The organism is Haliscomenobacter sp. (genome assembly GCF_965225875.1).
In the GTDB taxonomy this organism is placed as follows: Bacteria; Bacteroidota; Bacteroidia; order Chitinophagales; family Saprospiraceae; genus Haliscomenobacter.
Genome location: NZ_CBDDBS010000003.1, coordinates 443,283 through 462,615, shown reverse-complemented (window position 1 = coordinate 462,615; position 19,333 = coordinate 443,283). Strand labels below are relative to the sequence as shown.

16 protein-coding genes are annotated in these 19,333 nt (G+C 46.5%); 7 read left to right on the top strand and 9 right to left on the bottom strand.

The window, feature by feature from the left end; translation table 11 throughout:
- Positions 1–203: 203 nt before the first annotated feature.
- From ACO08K_RS22425 to ACO08K_RS22395, 7 genes are all read right to left on the bottom strand, one after another.
- Positions 204–1,232 (bottom strand): LLM class flavin-dependent oxidoreductase, encoded by a 1,029-nt coding sequence (locus ACO08K_RS22425; RefSeq protein ID WP_421798708.1) that lies wholly within the window; start codon positions 1,230–1,232, stop codon positions 204–206.
- 141 nt (positions 1,233–1,373) lie between these two features.
- Positions 1,374–1,793 carry a TIGR03067 domain-containing protein gene (locus ACO08K_RS22420; protein ID WP_421798707.1) on the bottom strand — a complete coding sequence of 140 codons (420 nt, stop codon included), beginning with the start codon at positions 1,791–1,793 and terminating at the stop codon, positions 1,374–1,376.
- A 302-nt stretch (positions 1,794–2,095) separates the two neighbouring features.
- Positions 2,096–3,520: an alginate export family protein gene (locus tag ACO08K_RS22415; RefSeq protein ID WP_421798706.1), complete on the bottom strand. Its 1,425-nt coding sequence runs from the start codon at positions 3,518–3,520 to the stop codon at positions 2,096–2,098.
- Positions 3,521–3,661: 141 nt separating this feature from the next.
- Positions 3,662–4,333: a hypothetical protein gene (locus ACO08K_RS22410; RefSeq protein ID WP_421798705.1), complete on the bottom strand. Its 672-nt coding sequence runs from the start codon at positions 4,331–4,333 to the stop codon at positions 3,662–3,664.
- 80 nt (positions 4,334–4,413) lie between these two features.
- Positions 4,414–6,015, bottom strand: a complete 1,602-nt coding sequence (locus ACO08K_RS22405) for an OmpA family protein (RefSeq protein ID WP_421798704.1) — start codon at positions 6,013–6,015, stop codon at positions 4,414–4,416.
- 151 nt (positions 6,016–6,166) lie between these two features.
- Positions 6,167–9,352 (bottom strand): AsmA-like C-terminal region-containing protein, encoded by a 3,186-nt coding sequence (locus tag ACO08K_RS22400; protein ID WP_421798703.1) that lies wholly within the window; start codon positions 9,350–9,352, stop codon positions 6,167–6,169.
- 177 nt (positions 9,353–9,529) lie between these two features.
- On the bottom strand, positions 9,530–10,177 hold the full coding sequence (locus tag ACO08K_RS22395; protein WP_421798702.1) for a porin family protein: 648 nt from the start codon (positions 10,175–10,177) through the stop codon (positions 9,530–9,532).
- 246 nt (positions 10,178–10,423) lie between these two features.
- Here ACO08K_RS22395 and yihA point away from each other — a divergent pair, with 246 nt between their 5' ends.
- From yihA to ACO08K_RS22370, 5 genes are all read left to right on the top strand, one after another.
- Positions 10,424–11,047 (top strand): ribosome biogenesis GTP-binding protein YihA/YsxC, encoded by a 624-nt coding sequence (yihA, locus tag ACO08K_RS22390; protein ID WP_421798701.1) that lies wholly within the window; start codon positions 10,424–10,426, stop codon positions 11,045–11,047.
- Between the two features lie 124 nt (positions 11,048–11,171).
- Positions 11,172–12,884, top strand: a complete 1,713-nt coding sequence (locus ACO08K_RS22385; protein WP_421798700.1) for a 1-acyl-sn-glycerol-3-phosphate acyltransferase — start codon at positions 11,172–11,174, stop codon at positions 12,882–12,884.
- A gap of 168 nt (positions 12,885–13,052) precedes the next feature.
- Positions 13,053–13,595 carry an exonuclease domain-containing protein gene (locus ACO08K_RS22380; RefSeq protein ID WP_421798699.1) on the top strand — a complete coding sequence of 181 codons (543 nt, stop codon included), beginning with the start codon at positions 13,053–13,055 and terminating at the stop codon, positions 13,593–13,595.
- Between the two features lie 53 nt (positions 13,596–13,648).
- A complete protein-coding gene (locus ACO08K_RS22375) occupies positions 13,649–13,846 on the top strand; it encodes a hypothetical protein (protein WP_421798698.1) in 198 nt (65 codons plus the stop codon).
- A complete protein-coding gene (locus tag ACO08K_RS22370) occupies positions 13,833–14,432 on the top strand; it encodes a zeta toxin family protein (RefSeq protein ID WP_421798697.1) in 600 nt (199 codons plus the stop codon). Before ACO08K_RS22375 ends, ACO08K_RS22370 begins: the two co-directional genes overlap by 14 nt.
- A 6-nt stretch (positions 14,433–14,438) precedes the next feature.
- Here the strand turns inward: ACO08K_RS22370 and sufU are convergent, their stop codons facing one another.
- Both sufU and ACO08K_RS22360 read right to left on the bottom strand, forming a co-directional pair.
- Positions 14,439–14,864, bottom strand: a complete 426-nt coding sequence (sufU, locus tag ACO08K_RS22365; RefSeq protein WP_421798696.1) for a Fe-S cluster assembly sulfur transfer protein SufU — start codon at positions 14,862–14,864, stop codon at positions 14,439–14,441.
- 28 nt (positions 14,865–14,892) lie between these two features.
- Positions 14,893–16,089 carry a molybdopterin molybdotransferase MoeA gene (locus tag ACO08K_RS22360; protein ID WP_421798695.1) on the bottom strand — a complete coding sequence of 399 codons (1,197 nt, stop codon included), beginning with the start codon at positions 16,087–16,089 and terminating at the stop codon, positions 14,893–14,895.
- Between the two features lie 260 nt (positions 16,090–16,349).
- On the opposite strand from ACO08K_RS22360, the gene ACO08K_RS22355 reads away from it, so the two are divergent.
- Entirely contained in the window at positions 16,350–17,558 is a 1,209-nt protein-coding gene (locus ACO08K_RS22355) for an aminotransferase class V-fold PLP-dependent enzyme (protein ID WP_421798694.1), read from the top strand.
- Between the two features lie 123 nt (positions 17,559–17,681).
- Entirely contained in the window at positions 17,682–19,295 is a 1,614-nt protein-coding gene (locus tag ACO08K_RS22350; protein WP_421798693.1) for a sodium/sugar symporter, read from the top strand.
- Positions 19,296–19,333 lie beyond the last annotated feature (38 nt).

The window sequence follows — 19,333 nt, the reverse complement described above, 5'->3', positions numbered from 1 at the left end:
GTGGAGTGTTTCAGCATGGGATGCAACACTCACGATAAATACATAACAATAATGACGCTTTTTATAAATTGAGATCCAGTACTTGTGTCTGAGGCGATTCTAGGTGTCCGAGGTTGCTTAGGTGGTGAAAAAAATAGCTTAATTTCACTACCTAAACAACCTCAGACACCCAGAACCACCTCAGCAATAATGCATCAACCGATTTACCCCTTCCTCACAATGGGTGCCAATTTCTCACCAATCAGTTCAATCGACCGCAACAACTTACTTTGTGGCAGAGCTGCATTGTCCATCTGAAAAGTCAAGCGCGAAATCCCCCCCAGTGCCTCGCTGTGACGCAGAATTTTTTCCGCCACTTCCTCCGGGCTACCCACCAACAAGGCGCCGTGGTGCCCTGTTTGTACTTCAAACTGAGGGCGGGTCACGGGTGGCCAACCACGCTCTTTGCCAATGCGGGTGAACACTTCAGCGTAACCGGGGAAAAACTCATCACGAGCCTCTTTGCTCGTTTCGCCGATGTAGCCCAGGGAGTGTAAACCCACTTTTAAGTCTTCAGGTTTGAACCCAGCCGCAGCTCCTGCCTGCCGATACAGATCGACCAAGGGACGAAAGCGCCGGGTTTCACCACCAATGATGGCGACCATCAAAGGTAAGCCCAAACTGCCCGCCCGGATGAAGGACTGCGGGGTACCACCTACCCCCAACCAAATGGGCATCTTGGGTTGAACAGGGCGAGGGTAAATCTCTGCCTCCTCCAATGCGGGGCGGAATTTGCCTTTCCAGCTCACCACTTCATTGTCGCGGATGTGTAGCAACAGGTTTAATTTTTCCGCAAAGAGGGCATCGTAATCCTGGAGGCTGAAACCAAAGAGTGGGTAAGCTTCGATGAAGGAGCCCCGACCCGCTACAATCTCGGCACGGCCTTTGGAAATGATGTCCAAACTGGCAAAATTTTGAAATACCCGCACCGGGTCGGCCGCACTGAGTACCGTGACTGCACTGGTCAAACGAATGCGCTGGGTCATGGCGGCGGCCGCAGAAAGGATGGTAATGGGCGCCGAGTCCAAAAACTCTTTGCGGTGGTGTTCTCCGATTCCAAATATGTCGAGCCCAACCTGATCGGCGCGTTGTACACGCTCTAGCAGGTTGGCCATGGCTTGTATGTTTTTGTCGGGGTCACTCGCCGATCCGCTGAAGTGAGCGGCGGCAAAACTGTCAATGCCTATTTCCATGTTGTGGTGTCCTTGTTTTGTGTAGAGATAAAATGAGATGAGGGCGGATTTAGTTGATGGGGATAGGGGGAAAACCTGCTTCGTAGGGTGTTTTTTCACCACCTAAGAAACTAAAGCCACTAAAGGGACACCTCAGGGGTATTATTTTCTTTCCTTTTTAAACACTGAAAGGAAAAAGGTCATTTTTCCAGTGGTTTCAAAGGCTTCCGGATAAGCATTACCAGCCAGGTTGTAACATATTGTGAGTTCATCATTTTCCAGCTTGTAAATGGCCGTGAAATGTTTGCCTACATTGACCCCTTCTTTGCCGTAAATGTCCATTTTATTGCCATTGAATTTGACAATGCCCTTGTCTACACTTTCGGCTACTACTGTGTAGGTACTGTCTTTGATGACCAATTTTTGGTTTTGGTAAACGGCAGCAGGAAACGCCTTACCCCCAATTTCTTGCTTGATGGGTAGCCAAGTACCATTGAGCTGTTTGTTCTTTACGCTGGTGTTTTTGGTGCTGGCACAACCGGCCATTAACAAAATTAACATGATGAAGGAAATGAGTCGCATGTGTTGGTATTTAAGGTTTTAGTATAGTGATTTTAGACCTTTGAGCCGTTCACCCCAGCCCTTCCTTCATCTTGATCCTGATTGTTGTTAAGTGGAATTGTTAAACAAGATAGCAAGTCCGCCGTTTTTATAAACAAAAAATAGCAAGAAAAAATTGGCGGAGGAAAAAATAATTTTGAACATAAAAAGGGCACAAAACACAGCGCTATCAACGCCTAACTTTGTGCCCTTTGTGTCCTCTTTTTTTCATTTGTTTTAATAAAATGTCGCTTTAGCTCTATCTCCGAGAAGTTTCTCTCCTTCTAAATCCGCAAAGCCATCATCAAATAAAACCTAATCATCGTTTTATCCGTGCCATTCACCGCCGTAAAATACTCCCCTGCTTTAAAGGCTGAAGTGGAGAATTGGAAGTTCAGGTTGTGGTTGTAATAATAATTGAGGTACCAATCGCCACCTATGCCGATGAATTTATTGCTCGTGTTGAGCCGATTCAAATTTTCGAGGGTGATTACCCCACTGGAGCGATCTTTTGACTCCAAAACTTGTGCCATCACGCCGTGCACCCCGGTCGATACCAGCCTGCCCAGTTTCCAATCCAGGTGCAAGGTTATAGCCTGAATATTTGAGCCTTTAAACGCGTCAATGTACCCAAAGCGGCGGTGTTCATTTTGCCACAACACATTGTAGGATTTCAACTCATTGTCGGCAGTGTTGTCATCCCCGCTGGCCCGATAGTAGGCCAGGCTCGCGTTGAGTTTGCCGTCCGTGGAGGTGTAACCTGCGCTCAATTCCGCGGCATAAGCGCTGAGGGTTCCAGTGATGTTTTCGTTGAGGATGTCTTTAGCCGTACCAGTTTGCAGGATGAGTTCGGCAGAATATTTGAAGTTCCCCAAGTGGCCGAAGGCACGTACATCGGGCATAAATACCGAAGTCCGCCAGCCACTGTTGTATTGATCGATGATAAAAGGCAGGTTGGCATCAATATTGAATGCTTCGGAAAAATTGAAAGTATTAAACGTAGCCAGAAAAATGGGGTGATTCCAGTCGAAGTTAGCCGCAGGCGGAGCAGGCTGGTAGAGCTGTACCCACATCAGGTCACTGGTTACCCGATTTTTTTTGTAGCGTAGCCGCACACTTTCAAAACTGCGGCCTTTGATGAAATCATCATCGCCAACCAGGATTTCATTGCCATATTTGCCCAAAGACATCCGGCCAAACCGCAGGGCCAGGTTGCTGTTGCGGCCCAGTTTTTTCAAGTCGACATAACCTTCGTACAAGGTCAGGTTAGGATCCAATGGGCCCAGGCTGCGGGTGTAAATGCCATAGGACTGCAGGCTAAAAACCATATCCACATTTTTGGGCAAGGAGAGTTTGGCTCCAAAATCGCCACGCAGGTAAAAATTGAGATGCCCTGTATCAACGGCCAGAGCAGCACCCTTATAGTTCAGCGTACCTTCGGGCAAAAAGAAAAAATTGACCTGCGGGGTGAATTGAAGTTTGTTGGTGGAAAGGATGGCGGGAGTGGATGCCGCAGAGGTATCCTTCGGCAGATATTGGATGATGCCATCAGCTGGTAAGATGGAGTGGGCGGCTTCGTTGGGGTTTTGGGCCCTCAGTTGAATGGAAATTTGTAGCAATCCGAGAATTAATATACAAACTTTGTGTATTGATTTAGTCCGGTTTTTTAAAGATTGGCGTAGTGTGATCAGCAGGAAAATGGTTTTCATGGCAATTGGTTTTGGTGCGTTAAAATTTCATGATGTAAAGGTCAGGAATAGACACACCAAATACATCCTCCTAAAGGGGGAGATCATAAAAATACCACAGAAAGAGGAGCTGCCTGAAAATCAGCTTTTTAATTTCAGATTCTAGCCTTCAAATTCATCCATACTTTGGACATAATGCGGCTTGATGCGGTACAAGAGACAGTATTCAAACAACAATAGGTGGCTCAACAATAGGATCAAGGAAAACAACAACCAGGAATCCTGCTTTAACTGCACAATCAGCATGACAAATACCCCCTGTACAAAAATGGAATAACCCGCCCACTTGTAGTATTTTTTCGTTAGTTCCCCGTGCCGGATGGCGTTCTTTTTGCTCATGATGTCAGCAAACAAGTCCACTTCCAGGCGCCAGGCGGCAGCCAAATAAGGGAAAGATCCCGACATCAAAAAAATGGCAAAACCAAGGGTCCAAGCCTCCATTCTCATGTCGGACAAGTCCGTTTTAATGGTCAAATAAGAGATGAGTACAAACTGCGCCACGCCAACCAAAAAAGGCACTAAGGTATCTATGATGTTTGGAAACCAGCGTAGGAAAAAAATGCTGATGGCATAATGGTGCCAGATTGTAAAAATGATCAGCAACATCAGTAGAATGGGCAACAAATGAATGTCCAACCAGGGCTTTTCAGCTACCTCAACATAGGTCAAAAAAATAGGCACCAGTTGGGAGAGGGCAATGCCCTGGAGCAAGGAAATGACAGCGAGGTAGATGTTGGGGAAATAAGCGGCGATGAGTTCGGATTTTTTGGACATAGGTGTTTTTTGAGTTGAAAAATACACAATAAACACCAAATGAAATTTTAGTTCGCCGTGGGCTTATTTACAAGAAGTCTTCACAATACTTCCAGCACCACTTCTACCCTTCTATTCTTCGCCTTATTCCCATCCGAGTCATTGGCCACAGCAGGTACCGACTCTCCTTTTGCCGCAATCTTGGCGCTTAGCCCTTGACTGGCAAAAAAATCAGCCACCGCTTTGGCCCGGCGCTCCGACAATTTTTGGTTGTAATCGGAGGAGCCCGCATCGTCGGTGTGCCCGATGATGGTCAAGGTGTAATTGCTCGCCTTTTTAGCTGCTTCGGCAATCGCGAATAAATCCGCCCGGCTACTTTCATTGATGACAGCCTGGTCAAATGCAAAAAGGACGATGTAAGACATCGATTGGCTTGGCGTCTTCGCGACCACTACTGGTTTGGGTTTTTCTGCCTCGGGTTCATTGGTAGCTGCCGGATCTACCTCAAAAGAGATTTCCAGGACCTCAGGCGTATTTTCATCGATGATCACTTTTTTTTCAATCGAAGGATAACCTTCCACAAAATTCACCCGCAAGGTATATTCACCTGGGTAGCGGGGCAGTGACATAGAGTACTCCCCACTCAGGCCATTGCTGCGTGCTTTTGACAAGATGTCATCTGTTTCATCGAAGCGGAAAAACAGGTTGGATTCCAAGGGGCCTTTTCCTTTTTCACGCACAGTTCCATTGATGATGACTACCGCTTCTGGTTTAATACGCGCATCTACGTTATTGCCTAAATTGGCGTAATAAATGTCCCCTTCCTGTACGAAATAAACATCGTTGCGCGGAGCATCCAGTATGAAGCCATAATCTTCATTGGGCGTATTGAAGGGTTTGCCAATGTTGATCAACTCGCCGGTAGTTGCCCCCCCTTCGAGCGTTGTTTTAAAAATATCCAGTTTGCCAAAACCGCCCCAGCCATCGGAGGCGAAATATAAGGTTTTGCTATCGGCACCGATGAACACAGAACGTTCGTCCCCCCGGGTAGAAACATCCAGGCGTTCGGGCACACTCCAAACACCTTCTTCGTTTTTCCAGCTGACGAACAAATCCATCGGGCCATCGTACACCCGGCCACAAGCGACTACCATCACGCGACCATTGGGGGAAATGGACATGCCATCAGTGGCTGTAAATCCGGTACCTCGAAAAAAACGGGTAATACCAGTACCCAAACCACGCGGATTTTCCCATTGCTCACCCCGAAGTTCGGCCTTGTAATATGGCCCACCTGTAACTGCCCAATCATCGCGCCAGCTTTGAAAATACACCGTTTGCCCGTCTGCAGAAATATTGGGCTCATCTTCCCCACTGTGGGTATTGATGGGTGCTTGTAAACATTTAGGGGCAGCCCATTGGCCGTTCTTTTTTTCAGCAAACCAAATGTCGCCATCAAACTCAGGACGGCCTTTGTAGCTGGTAGAGGATTGCGACCAGGCCTGTTGGCCACGGCCACTCATGAAGTACAAAAAACGACCATTAGGCGTTATGGATAGGTTGATGTCGCGCTGTGGAGAATTGAGCGAACTCAGGGCAGTGGGTTTGACAGGCCAATCGGGTAAGGTGATGGCTTTTTTGGTGTCTTGTGCCCAAATCTGAATGGAGCAAAAAAAGATTAGGGTAAAGTAAAGGATGCGCATGTGTTGTAGTTTCAGGTAAAATGTATGCTACTGCTTGGGTTTTACTTAAGTGCCTGTAGTTTCTTAGGTGGTGAAAAAGAAAACGACTTATTTTTACCACCTAAGAAACCACTGGCACTAAAGGTACACCTCAGCTGAGCAGCCGAAAGACTCAGTTTTTCTTCACTCCGGTTGTATCCGCAGCTGGCTTTTTCTTTTTAAATGGATTGAATTTCTCCAATTCATTTTTGACTTTGTCCACTTCTTCTTTGGTTTTGCCTTTGTCAATCACATCGCCAAGTTTCTCCTGGGCTTTCTTGCCAAGGGTGTCGGCCACTTTACCGCCAATTTCTTTACCAATTTTTTCACGGGCCTTGGCTTCCAGTTCCGCTCTTTTCTTGTCAATCTCCCGCTGTGCAGCGTTGCGCAAGGAGTCAGCTGCTTTACCCGCCATATCTTTAGCTTTGGCCTCAGCTTCGGCCAGTTTCTTTTTGCCTTCTTCTTCGAGCTTTTTCTTTTGCGCGTCGAATTCCTGGTCTACGGCGTTTTTCACCGCATCGGTCGCTACGGTTTTGCCATCGCTGGCGAGCAGGTTGAACTGGGTTTTGGGATTGGTAACGTTGCCGGTGAGGTTAACCAGCACATTGACAAATTCCGATTCCTGCATTTGTACCCCAATTTTGGAGGCTTGTTGCTTGAGTTGTTTCCAACCCGCTGCGGCCAGCTTACCAGCCGGGTTTTGATCCAGGTATTTTTTCGGAATTTTGAGTTTAACCGTATAGTCGATGTCCTGATTGATGGTATGTCGCCCGGCGATGGTCATCTGGATGTCTTTCACTTTAACATCAAAGGCGCTTACATCGATTCCTCCTTCCCGAATAACGACCCAGTTTTTGGTGTTCAGGAACAGGTCTTTTTTGATCTCGGCAATGTCGAGGGCCTGGCCGATGGCGTCCAGGGGTTTAAAACCTTTCACTACCCCATTGACGGTTTCCAAAAAGCCTTTGGCATCAACGGTACTTAGGTCAGGCATCATGTTGTCTTTCAGGTTGCCCTTCAACACCAGGTTGGTATTGAACACCCCGTTGATAAAAGCACCAATTGGAGCCAGGATGCGGAAGGAGTTGAAAGTTTTAAAGGTTTTTTGAAAATCCATTTTGGACATGCCCAAACGCATGTTGTACAATGGATTTTTTTCATTTTTGGTATCGTACAAACCTTCAAAGCCAATGGTTCCACCCAAGGTGTTGGCAGTGATATCATGCAATTCAACCGCTTTATCGGCTACCGCAAGGCTACCTTTGATGTTCTCCAGGGTCATGTTGGTGTATTGAACCTGACCCGCATTCGCATTGATGTTGAGGTCGATGTTGTCGGGCACCAGAATGACCCCGTATTCTTCGGCCGGTGCCTCCGCAGCAGGAGTGGTAGATGGCGTACCGGTAAATTCCGTCATAAACTGGTTGAGATCCAGTTTATTGGAATTCAGGTTGATGTTCCCACCCAAAGTACCTCCTTTGAAGAGGTAGTCAAACACATTGGTGATGGTGCCATTGACCGCGATATCGCTGTCCTTGATTTGAGTGGCTGCAGAACTGATGTTCATGCGATTGGGGCTGATTTGACCCTTGGCTACACTGTTGAGCAAGGTGTATTTGTCGTACACCAGTTTGTCCACCTGGGCATCGATCCCAAAATCGAAACGGTCGAAAATCTCGGTGGAGGCAGTAGTTGTACCTGGTCCTGAAAGCGATGCTGCGGTGACCGTACTGCTGCTTTCTTCGGCTGGCATCCATTCATTGGCATCAAAGTAGTGCGAGCGGGCACTCAGGTTACCGGTCATGGTTTTGTTGGGTGAAAAATAAGCCAGAATGTTGTTGATGCGGCCACTGGCCTGGATGTCACTTTTACCCAACTTACCCACAAAACGGCTCAAATCCACAAACTGGGGACTAAAACTCATTTGGGCATCCTGGATATTGACCACTGGCAAACCCGCGCCACGGTAAGCCATACCTTCCACCCGGGCATTTCCGCGCATATCGACACTTTCGTATTGTTGCTTTTCGACTTGTGACTGGCGAGCCCGCATCACCACATCAGCGGTGATTTTGCCACGCAAATCCTCCAAGCCTTCCATTGGAAAAGCTTTGGACAATTCAGCCAAATTGAGAATCCCCTTAACTTTCGCGTCCACATCCGGATCGGACATGGGTGTTTTGAGGATAAAGCGGGAGTCAATGGGGTTGCTGCCGATTTTGAGCGCAAATTTGGAAAAATCAATCACCATTTGATCCAAATCGCTGCCGGGGCTGGCTATGCTGCCCTTGGCGTTGATGTTGGCGATGGACAGGGGTAAGTCGGGGTATTTCACCCGGCCATTGTCCACACCAATGTTGATTTTGAAGGCGGGCATTTGTTCGGTCACTGCATTGTAGGTGCCTTTCACCTCACCATTCAGGGCAAATTTGCCGTCGACTTTGACCTGCTCATACCCTTGAAGGTAAGCGCCAGGAATAATGGAAAATAAATTTTTGAAGTCATTTTCAGGAGCATTGAAGCTTAAATCCATGCGCACGTTGTCTTCGTCAGGCAATTGTACCCAACCATCTGCTTGCAAACGCAGGGCATTGACCAAGAGGTCGTTGTCTTTCAGGGTGTATTTACTTTGGTTTTGGTCTACCTGAAAAATGGCATCCAGTGCCGTTTTGGCATTGCTGAGGTAGCTCATGCCACCATAAGTGACCGTAAGGGAGTCTATTTCGGTTTTGGTATCGAGGTCGTAAATCATTGCAGTGAGGTCTCCCGAACCACTGTGATTGAGGCCCTTCGCGGCTACATAAGCACCCATACTGGCATCGTCGTAAATGAGGCTGCCATTGTTGATGCGGTAATCTTCAAGATCGATTTTGAAATCGGTGGTTTCTGTCGTGGTGGTATCGTCGGTTGGTTTGGTTACGTTGTAATTGGCCAGGCCTTCTTTGGTCACCAACACGTGGATTTTGGGTTCATCCACCGTTACCGAGGTAATTTTGATAGGATCCATGCCATTCCAGACTGACCAAAAATCGAGGGTGAGGGTCATTTTTTTTACATCGGCCAGTTTTACCCCCGCGAAGGCATCAACTCCCTCCATGGTAAAACTGTCCATACTCAGTCCCAAATTGGGGAAAGTACTCCACATGCTGAGGTTTGCATCCGAAAAATTCACTTTGGCATTCAGGTTGGCGTTGATGGCCTCCTTGGCCTTGGCCAGAATTTGGTCCTTGAAAAAATAGGGGATTGCAAAAGCTGTTCCAACAAATAGCAACAAAAGCACACCGAGTGCCAACAACAGTCTCTTCAGTATTTTTTTCATTTGGTCCTTGGTTTTGTATTAAAGTGGAGACGCAGCATCTATCATCAAATGCTATTCCTCTACTTTGGATGCAGAAAGCTCAAAAAAGTCATATAAAATTAGCACAATTTTATGAGTTGAAATGTTGAAGGCTTGAAAAGTTAATAATTCAACGCTTCAACATTCCAACTATTTCAACTATTTCCTCCCACCAAACAGCCAGCCAACGGTCAAATTGAACTGCGCCGGGCTTTGGTCAAACTGATACTGTTTACCAAAAAAGTTGATGTGCTCTCCAAATTTGCTAAAATTCCCCTGGTAGCGTAGGTCAATCATCAGGTTCCAGATGTCTAGGCCGCCACCTACAGCATAGCCAACCGTAAAGTCTTTGAAGTTTTGATCGTAGTCATCAAAATCAAACAGGTCGGAGGTACTATTTAGGAAAAAATTGCCTTGTGGGCCGCCTTGCAGACGCAGTGGACCAAGGCGAAAACCTATCATCACCGGGATGTCAAAATATTGATAACTTTCTTTCAAGATATCGCCGGTAGTACCTGGCTGCCCCAAGTCATCAAGGGTGAAGTTGACGGAATTAGAGCGGAAGTTGATTTCCGGTTGTAAAAACCCATTGCCCAGTTCGGCCCGGATCAAAAAACCGAAATTGACACCATAATTGGCATCTTCCAGCGCCAATTTGAGGCGGGTTACCCCACCGTCATCCAGGATAGCCAGGTTTTCCTGATTCAAACTGGAAGTCAACAAGCCTCCTTTTACACCAAAACGAATTTGACCGTAGCCCATTGTGGCCAAAGTCACCAAGCACAAAAACAAAGCGTACTTCTTCATGGTTTTAAGTTTTTATCCACGGGTAGTTTAATGAATATTTTGATCCCGTGCTTTACAAAAGATGCAAATCTTACGCCAAACCACCATTATTAGTGGGGCAAAAATAAATGTTCATTTTCTTGAGCCAAAGAATTAGATTAGACACTTGAAATGAAACGTTTACTTATCTAACCCTTTGGCAAATGAACAATTTATTTTTTTATCGCCCCGTACTTATTACTTTTACCCCACAAAAGAGGTTCAGAAATGATGGAAATAGTGACTACAGAGTTTAAGGGGAGTTTTCCTAGTCATTCGCAATGCCCTAAGGAGGAATTTCCGGAATTTGCGTTTATCGGTCGATCTAACGTGGGTAAATCCTCTTTGATCAATATGTTGTGTAGCAAAAAAGAGCTAGCACACACCTCACAAAAACCGGGTAAAACCCAATTGCTGAATTATTTCTTGATCAACCAGCAGTGGGCCATTGTCGATTTGCCAGGTTATGGCTATGCCAAAATTTCCAAAATAAAACGGAAGGAATGGCAGAAGATGATCCAGGATTACCTGGTTTTGCGACCCACCTTGTGTTGCGCTTTTGTCCTGATCGATTCCAATATTCCACCACAAACAGTGGATATTGATTTCATCAACTGGTTGGGTGAAATGCACATTCCCTTTGTGCTGGTGTTCACCAAAACGGATCGTTTGAAGCCACAAGAGATTGAAGCAAACATCCAAGCTACGCAGGCCAAACTGCTGGAATACTGGAATGAGTTGCCTCAACAATTCTTTACCTCGGCCAATAAAAACATTGGTCGGGATGAAATCCTGAACTTTATTGATGGTTTAGCCGCTGAGGGGGCATTGGAGATTAAAAAGAAAAAATAACGAAAGTTTAGGAGTTGAGGGGTTGAGGAGTTGAAGCTGCCGCGAGAGGCTTAGACAAGGACTTTGTCAAAATAGCTCGCGGCAGCCTCAACTCCTCAACCTCTCAACTCCTCAACCAATTCACATGAAACAACGATCCAAAACGCCCGTATTTCCACCCGTCATTCCCGATATTGAAGAATGGCCGATTTATAAATTGAGTGAAGACCGCAAGGCTTTTATTCAGGAAATTGACGCATTTACCCAGGATCGACTCACCCGAAAACCGACCAAAAAAGTTACTGATCTGATAGCTGAAACGGTTTATCAAGAACGCATCCGCATCAAAGAGGAGCGCTGGAAAGTAGATCCACCCAAGGAAAGGCAGTTTTGGAGCCGTGTTCGCCGCAAACTCATCAAATACTCACTGGACAAGCCCGACCAGGAAGCCGCCAAAAACAACGCTGAAATCCTACAAACCATCATCCACCGTTATTCAGAGGAAATTGTCGGTACTTTTCGCATCTCCACCTTCCGTTTTGCCCGGCGTTTCTTGACTCGTTTTTTCAATAGTCTTTTGCAAGCCCGGCAGAAGGGTTTCTGGCGTTTTGCTTATCAAAAAAGGCTCTTGGCTGAAAAGTTGATCGTGGAGGGGGAATTGGAAAAAATCCGTGGTTTGATGACCAAAGGTACGGTGGTAGTGGTGCCTACCCACTTCAGCAATCTGGATTCGATTTTGATCGGCTATGTACTGGATTTGGTATTGGGGCTACCCTCTTTTTCATATGGTGCGGGCTTAAACTTGTACAACACGGGGTACACCGCCTATTTCATGAATCGTCTGGGTGCTTACCGGGTGGACCGCCGCAAGAAAAATGGCATCTACCTGGAAACACTCAAAACGATGTCCAATTTATCGCTTCAGCGGGGTACCAACAGCCTGTTTTTCCCTGGAGGGACGCGCTCCCGTTCGGGCAAGTTGGAAGAGAAGCTCAAATTGGGTTTGTTGAGCACCACAGTGGAGGCACAGCGGGCCTTGTACCAGCAGGGAAAGGACCAAAAAATCTTCATTGTTCCGCTGGTTTTGGGTTATCACTTCGTACTGGAAGCGCCGTTTTTGATTGAGGGTTATTTGCGGGCCATGGGCAAAGAGCGTTTTTTAAAAGCCAAGGACGATTTTTACAACCCCCTACAAATCATCCGTTTCATTTGGCAGGTACTTTCAGAAGGCAATGACATTGCTCTTTCCTTTGGACAACCCATGGATGTATTGGGCAATCCGGTCGACATCGATGGCAACAGCTATGACAAATATGGCAATTTAATCCAGGTACGCGATTATTTTGTTTCCGAAGGACGGGTTACTGAAAACCTACAGCGGGAATCCGAATACACCAAAGACCTGGCCGAAAAAATCGTGGAGCGTTACCACGCCGACAACATCGTTTTGAGTAGTCACCTGGTGGCCTTTGCCGCTTTTCAAATGTTGCGCAAAGAAAACGCCAGACTCGATTTATTTGGCGTGCTGCGTTTGCCCAACGAGGACTACGTATTTGATGAATCGGTGCTCAAAGATGTAATCGAGCAAATCCGAAAGGAATTATATCAGTTGGAAGATGCGGGTAAAATCAAATTGTCCACCATTGTACGCGGTGGCTTGGATGAATTGATCAAGGATGGTTTGACCCACCTTGGCACTTTTCACTTGAAAAAACCGTTGAGGTACAACCGGGACAAAGCCATCGTTAGTGAAGATTTTACGCTGTTGTACTATTACCACAACCGCCTGGACAATTACCAGTTGGACGAGGTGATCGAGCTCAACAAGGAAGCATTGCTGACCCTGGAACCGAAATAAAGCATAATAGTGGGGCAAAAATAAGTGTTCATTTTTTTTGAGCCAAAGGATTAGATAAGACACTTAAAATGAAACATTTACTTATCTAATCCTTTGGCAAAATGAACACTTATTTTTTATCGCCCCATAGGAACGGTTTTAAACACAACAACTCAAAACCCAATCGCCTTGAATTTCATCATTTTTGACCTAGAAGCCACTTGTTGGGAGGGTAGTCCGCCGTCCAAAGTGCAGGAGATTATCGAGATTGGTGCCGTGCTGATGAATGGCTACGGTGAGGTAGAAGATGAATTCAGCCGCATGGTTCGCCCGATTCTCAATCCCCGCCTATCGGCGTATTGCCAGGAATTGACCAACATCAAACAAACGGAGGTGGATCGGGCCGCTCTTTTTCCTACTGTGGTAGAGCTTTTTCAAGATTGGGGCCTCATGTTGGATGAGGATTATGTCCTTTGTTCCTGGGGTGGAACGGACAAACGTTTGCTCCTCCAGGATTGCCAACTGCACGACATCGAGGATGACTGGGTACATTCTCACATCAACATCAAACACCAGTACATGGAACTGAAACGCCTGCGTCGTCCCCGCGGGCTAAAGGCGAGTGTAGAAGCCGAGGGCTTTGATTTCACCGGGCCCCAGCATCGGGCATTAGCGGATGCGCAGAATCTGGCGAAAATTTTTGTGAAGTATTTGGATGTGTGGCAGTTTTGAGGATTGACCGATGAAAAAATATGCTATATTTTTGCACCAATAAAGGATCACTTATGACTAAACACTATAGTTTCAGCTCTGACAAAGAGCCTACCGAAAAACAACTGGAACAATTGATGTTGGACGTCTTGCAGGATGTCAAGGAGCGGGCTGCTAAAGCGGAGGAAAAGTTCAAAACTTTACATGCACAAAAGGTCCAACAAACCTTGGAGCAGTGGAAGTTAAAAATGGGTCAAAATGGGTCAAAATAAGCCCAAACTGATAGTCATTGCAGGACCTAACGGGTCTGGTAAAACCTCGGTTACTTCCCAAATTCTCAAACATGAATGGGTAGAGGGATGTATTTACATCAACCCTGATAATATTGCCCAAGAACAATTTGGTGACTGGAATTCTCCAGAGGCGGTGTTAAAAGCAGCTCAGTTGGCCACCACCCAACGCGAGGATTGCTTAAAAAATGGAGAAAGTTTCATTTTTGAAACCGTCTTTTCTGCGCCTGATAAAGTTGATTTTTTGAAAAAAGCCAAAGATGCAGGATTTTTTATCCGCCTTTTTTTCGTAGGTACTGACCATCCCAGTATTAATGCAAGTCGGGTCGCCCGCAGAGTTATGGAAGGTGGACATGATGTGCCGATTTCCAAAATCATCAGTCGTTTTTATAAGTCCATTCAAAATTGTTGCCCGGCGGCTTCTTTTGTTGATCGGCTGTATGTGTATGATAACTCTGTTGATTATGCACCAGCCAAATTGCTTTTTCGGGCGAGTAGTGGTGCAATTGGAAAGATATATGGGGAGATAAATCCCTGGGCTTTACCAATTTACGAGAGTATAAAGTAGTATTAATTAAACCTTTTCCTCCAAATACTCCTCCACCGCTTCCCAACTCAATACCGCGCACTTCAATCTCCCCGGGAACTTTTTCGCTACCGCAAAAGCCTGCATTTCTTCATCAGTTGTTGACTCTTGATCTGTTTTGGTGACTTTAAAATAATCCCGCACCATCACCTGCACCTCCCCCAAAGTTTTGCCCTGGATTTTTTCCATCAGTACCGAAGTCGCTGCCTTGGATACCGCGCAACCGTAGCCCGAAAAAGAAGCCTCCACTACCCTACCCTCTTGCACATCCAGGTACAATTTGAATTTATCCCCGCACAAGGAATTGTAAGCATCCAAAATCAACCCTGCCTCTGGCCGCTTTTGATAATGCCGGGGATGTTGGTTGTGATCCAAAATAACCGGAGAATACAATTCATTCAATTCTTGTTCCATTTTACCACATTAACAACATTAACAAAAATCACCGATAGCGATACAATGGAAAAACTTCACCGGCTGAAAAATGCGACCTTTCCCGGGGCAATTCCAAAAATCCATCTGCATCGTTCAGGTTCGCCAAGTCACCTGAGCCGTGGCCTTCCAGCGGTGTTGCCTTGATCAAACCAGCACTTCCATTGTCCAATTTAACCGGAACAAAATAGGTCAAATCTGGTTTAAAATCGAGTTCCCGTGTCAAAGCCGCCGTTTGGACAGGCCAATTACTCAGTCCAAGCGATTGCCGCAACCAGGGCAAAATATACCGATAGGTACCGACAAAGGCGGAAACAGGGTTGCCCGGCAAGGCAAAAAGTACCGCCTGGGTGCCAAAAATCCCAAACCAAAAGGGTTTTCCCGGTCTTTGGCTCACTTTGTGGAAAAGCTGTTGCACACCCGCGGCAGCCAGGGCTTTGGGGACAAAATCAAATTTGCCCTCCGAAACTGCACCACTGAGGATGACCAGTTCATATTGATTCAAAATATCCTGAATCCCCTTTTGAATGGCCGCTTCATCGTCGTAAAAATGGAAAGCTTCCGCCTCGATTTTCCATTCGGCCAGAGCAGCTTGAATGGCGTATACATTGGAGCGACGGATTTGGTGGGGCAAGGGTGTTTCGTGTACTTCAACCAGTTCGTCACCAGTCGAAATGATCGCAGTGCGGGGCAAACGCGCCACCGCTATTTCTGCTTTGCCCAAGGTTGCCGCCGTAGCCATTTCTGCCGGGCCAATTTTACGGCCAGCAGCGATGATTAAATCGCCTTGGTGGCGGTCGATGGCCTGTGTATGGATGTTCTGGCGTTTGGTGATGGCTTCGATATTGATTTGTGCAGTGCCGTTTTCAATCAGCAGATCTTCGTAGCGGATGACGGTATCGGTGCCAAGAGGCAAGGGGGCACCTGTCATCACTTCGAGACAGTTGGGAGGTTGTCGCAAGGTGAGTTGCGCTGCACCAGCCGCTTGTACGGCCTCGATGGGAAAATGCCGACGTCCTGCTGCAAATTCGGCGTAATTGATGGCTATGCCATCCATAGTTACCCGGTCGAAAGGAGGGAAATCGCGGTCGGCGAAAAGGTCTTCAGCTAGAATACGTCCAAGGGCTTTGGACAAAGGCACTTGCTCGATGTGTAGCGGTAAGGCATGTCGTAAAATGGTCGATTCAGCTTGGGCAACGGTCAGCATAAGTTAAATGATTGAAGAATTCAGTTTCATGTGTAATTTAGTCTATAATCAACTAAGGTGAATCTAAAGTGCCTGAGGTTTCTTAGGTGGTGAAAAAAAGAATCAGCGGAGCAGTTTATATTTCACCACCTAAGAAACCTCAGGCACTTTAGATTCACCTCAGGATGAGGATTGCCAGAATAACTAATATTCAGGTTCGCTCATTTTTCTCGACTCAATAATACTTGTTTTTCCCTAAATTGAAACCCAAATCTCTACCAATGTTCAGTCCACAACAGCTTCGGCAAAGCTTTCCGGTTTTTCAACACTTCCCCAATTTGGTGTACCTCGACAATGCGTCCACTACCCAAAAACCTCAGGTAGTGATTGAAGCTGAGCGAGAATACTACGAACAACACAACGCCAACGTTCACCGTGGGATTTACCGACTGGCTGCCGAAGCTACTGCCCTGTACGAAGGCAGCCGTGAACGTTGTGCCCGCTTCCTCAACGCGCCACAGGCCAAGCAAGTGATTTTCACCAGTGGTACCACCGATGGAGTCAATCTGGTGGCCCAGTGTTTTGCCTTCCCCCGCCTGGAGCCCGGAGATCAGGTTTTGATCAGTGCCATGGAGCACCATTCCAATTTGATTCCCTGGCAGCAGGTCTGTTTAGCCAAAAAAGCAGAACTGAAGGTCATTCCTTTTAATCAGCAAGGAGAACTGGACTTGCAGGCATTACAAGAACTGCTCAACCCCAAGGTAAAAATCCTGGCACTCACCCATATTTCCAATACCCTGGGTACCATCAATCCGATTGCAGAAATCATTGCACTGGCCCACGCACAGGGCGTTCCGGTTTTGGTGGACGCAGCGCAAAGCATCAGTTCCCATCAAATGGATGTGCAAGCACTGGATGTGGATTTTCTGGTTTTTTCGGGGCACAAAATTTTTGGCCCTACGGGTACCGGGATTTTGTATGGCAAGGAAAAATGGCTAAAAGAAATGCCTCCCTACCGTTTTGGCGGGGAAATGATTCGGGATGTCACTTTTGCAAAAACCACTTTTGCACCCATTCCGCACAAGTTTGAAGCGGGTACCCCCAATATTGCGGGTGTGGCGACCTTGGCCACTGCGCTGGATTTTGTGGAATCACTGGGACAAAATAACATTGCCGCCCATTTACAAACCTTACTGGCAGCTGGTATGGAAAAATTGAGCAGCATTCCAGGCGTCCAATTCTATGGCGAAGCAGCCCAAAAATCCGGCATCATCTCCTTCACGATCGATGGCATTCACCCGCATGATCTGGCCACTATACTTGGACAACAGGACATTTGTATCCGTGCCGGGCATCATTGTACCCAGCCCATTATGGACTTTTATGAGATTCCAGGTACTGTGCGGGCTTCCTTTTCGGTGTACAACACATTGGAGGATGTAACAAAATTAGGTGAAGGAGTAAACAATGTGCTCAAAGTCATGAGTTAATTTAAGTTCCTTTTATCATTATTGAATTTTGTATATGGGTCAAAAAAAAAATGGTTTTTTATACTTTATTGTCATTTTTTTTGAAACTTCTTCCACGAACAGTTACATCAATCGCAAAACAAAATGACGAACCAACTACAATTCCTTGATCACCTGGTTTTTCTGGTGTATCTGGTCTCCGTGTCGATATACGGGTACTGGATTTACCAGCGCAAAAAAGCCAAAGAAACCGACACCAAAGACTTCTTTCTGGCCGAAGGTTCCCTGACCTGGTGGGCCATCGGTGCTTCCCTCATTGCCTCCAACATTTCTGCCGAGCATTTTATCGGTATGTCTGGCTCGGGCTTTGCCATGGGTTTGGCCATTTCCTCCTACGAATGGATGTCGGCAGCCACCCTAATTTTGGTAGCGGTATTTTTTATTCCAGTTTACCTGAAGAATAAAATTTACACCATGCCCCAGTTTTTGGCTAAGCGATACAACGACACTGTGGCAACCATTATGGCCGTGTTTTGGCTACTTTTGTACGTCTTTGTCAACCTGACTTCCATTTTGTACCTGGGTGCATTGGCGGTAGAGAGCATTTCCGGTGTACCGTTTATGTATTGTATGCTTGGCCTTGCCGTTTTTGCCATTTTTATCACCCTGGGTGGCATGAAGGTGATTGGTTATACTGACATCGTCCAGGTTGTGGTCCTGGTCATGGGTGGTTTAGTGGTGACTTATTTGGCGCTAAACATGGTTTCGAACCATTTCGGTGGTTCTGGGGTATTAGACGGGCTCAGTTTATTGCACAGTAAGGCCGACGACCATTTCCACATGATTTTTTCTAAGGGCCACAAATATTATTACGAACTACCGGGTATGGCCATCCTTTTTGGCGGGATGTGGATCAACAACTTGAATTATTGGGGTTGTAATCAGTACATTGTCCAACGGGCTTTGGGTGCGGATCTAAATACGGCCCGTTCGGGGATTCTGTTTGCCGCTTTCCTCAAGTTGCTGATTCCACTCATTTGTGTAATCCCAGGGATTGCGGTTTATGTGTTGTACCAAAATGGTTATTTCCAACAGGAGCTGGTAGATGCTGCGGGCACCATCAAACCCGATCGGGCCTACCCTACCCTGATGAATTTGTTGCCAAATGGCCTTAAAGGTCTGGCTTTTGCAGCCCTGACTGCTGCAATTGTCGCATCTTTGGCAGGCAAGTGCAACAGTATTTCTACCATTTTTAGTCTGGATATTTACAAAAAATACCTCAAACCAGAGGCAAGCGAAAAACAAACCGTACTGATTGGGCGCTGGGCAGTACTGGGTGCCTTTGCCGTTGCACTGTGCATTACACCCCAACTTCGCCAACTGGAACAAGCCTATCAGTTCATTCAGGAATACTCCAACTATTTGACCCCCGGGGCATTTGCCCTGTTTTTTCTGGGGATGTTCTGGAAGCGCACCACCTCCACTGCGGCAATTGTGGCAGCAGCTGTGTCTATTCCATTGGCGGTGGCGTTTAAATTGATACCCAATACACCTATTCCCTTTTTGCACCGCACGGGATGGTGTTTTTTAATCCTGGTGGCCATCATGGTGGTGATTTCCTTGTTGGACAAAAAAAGTGCCCACAATCCCAAAGGTTTGGAGCTGGATAGAGGAATGTTTAAGGTCAATGGTAGCTTTGCTATCTTGTCCATACTGATTTGTGGCATTTTAGCAGCACTTTATACCGTATTTTGGTAATCCTTTGTAGTTTTAACGTTAAATCAATTAAACAAACA

What these genes read in the sequence shown, in the direction of transcription:
- ACO08K_RS22350 (WP_421798693.1), top strand. Translation starts at nt 17,682, where the DNA reads ATGACGAACCAACTACAATTCCTTGATCACCTGGTTTTTCTGGTGTAT.
- ACO08K_RS22410 (WP_421798705.1), bottom strand. Translation starts at nt 4,333, where the DNA reads ATGTCCAAAAAATCCGAACTCATCGCCGCTTATTTCCCCAACATCTAC.
- ACO08K_RS22400 (WP_421798703.1), bottom strand. Translation starts at nt 9,352, where the DNA reads ATGAAAAAAATACTGAAGAGACTGTTGTTGGCACTCGGTGTGCTTTTG.
- ACO08K_RS22360 (WP_421798695.1), bottom strand. Translation starts at nt 16,089, where the DNA reads ATGCTGACCGTTGCCCAAGCTGAATCGACCATTTTACGACATGCCTTA.
- ACO08K_RS22420 (WP_421798707.1), bottom strand. Translation starts at nt 1,793, where the DNA reads ATGCGACTCATTTCCTTCATCATGTTAATTTTGTTAATGGCCGGTTGT.
- ACO08K_RS22375 (WP_421798698.1), top strand. Translation starts at nt 13,649, where the DNA reads ATGACTAAACACTATAGTTTCAGCTCTGACAAAGAGCCTACCGAAAAA.
- sufU (WP_421798696.1), bottom strand. Translation starts at nt 14,864, where the DNA reads ATGGAACAAGAATTGAATGAATTGTATTCTCCGGTTATTTTGGATCAC.
- ACO08K_RS22415 (WP_421798706.1), bottom strand. Translation starts at nt 3,520, where the DNA reads ATGAAAACCATTTTCCTGCTGATCACACTACGCCAATCTTTAAAAAAC.
- ACO08K_RS22355 (WP_421798694.1), top strand. Translation starts at nt 16,350, where the DNA reads ATGTTCAGTCCACAACAGCTTCGGCAAAGCTTTCCGGTTTTTCAACAC.
- yihA (WP_421798701.1), top strand. Translation starts at nt 10,424, where the DNA reads ATGATGGAAATAGTGACTACAGAGTTTAAGGGGAGTTTTCCTAGTCAT.
- ACO08K_RS22395 (WP_421798702.1), bottom strand. Translation starts at nt 10,177, where the DNA reads ATGAAGAAGTACGCTTTGTTTTTGTGCTTGGTGACTTTGGCCACAATG.
- ACO08K_RS22370 (WP_421798697.1), top strand. Translation starts at nt 13,833, where the DNA reads ATGGGTCAAAATAAGCCCAAACTGATAGTCATTGCAGGACCTAACGGG.
- ACO08K_RS22385 (WP_421798700.1), top strand. Translation starts at nt 11,172, where the DNA reads ATGAAACAACGATCCAAAACGCCCGTATTTCCACCCGTCATTCCCGAT.
- ACO08K_RS22405 (WP_421798704.1), bottom strand. Translation starts at nt 6,015, where the DNA reads ATGCGCATCCTTTACTTTACCCTAATCTTTTTTTGCTCCATTCAGATT.
- ACO08K_RS22425 (WP_421798708.1), bottom strand. Translation starts at nt 1,232, where the DNA reads ATGGAAATAGGCATTGACAGTTTTGCCGCCGCTCACTTCAGCGGATCG.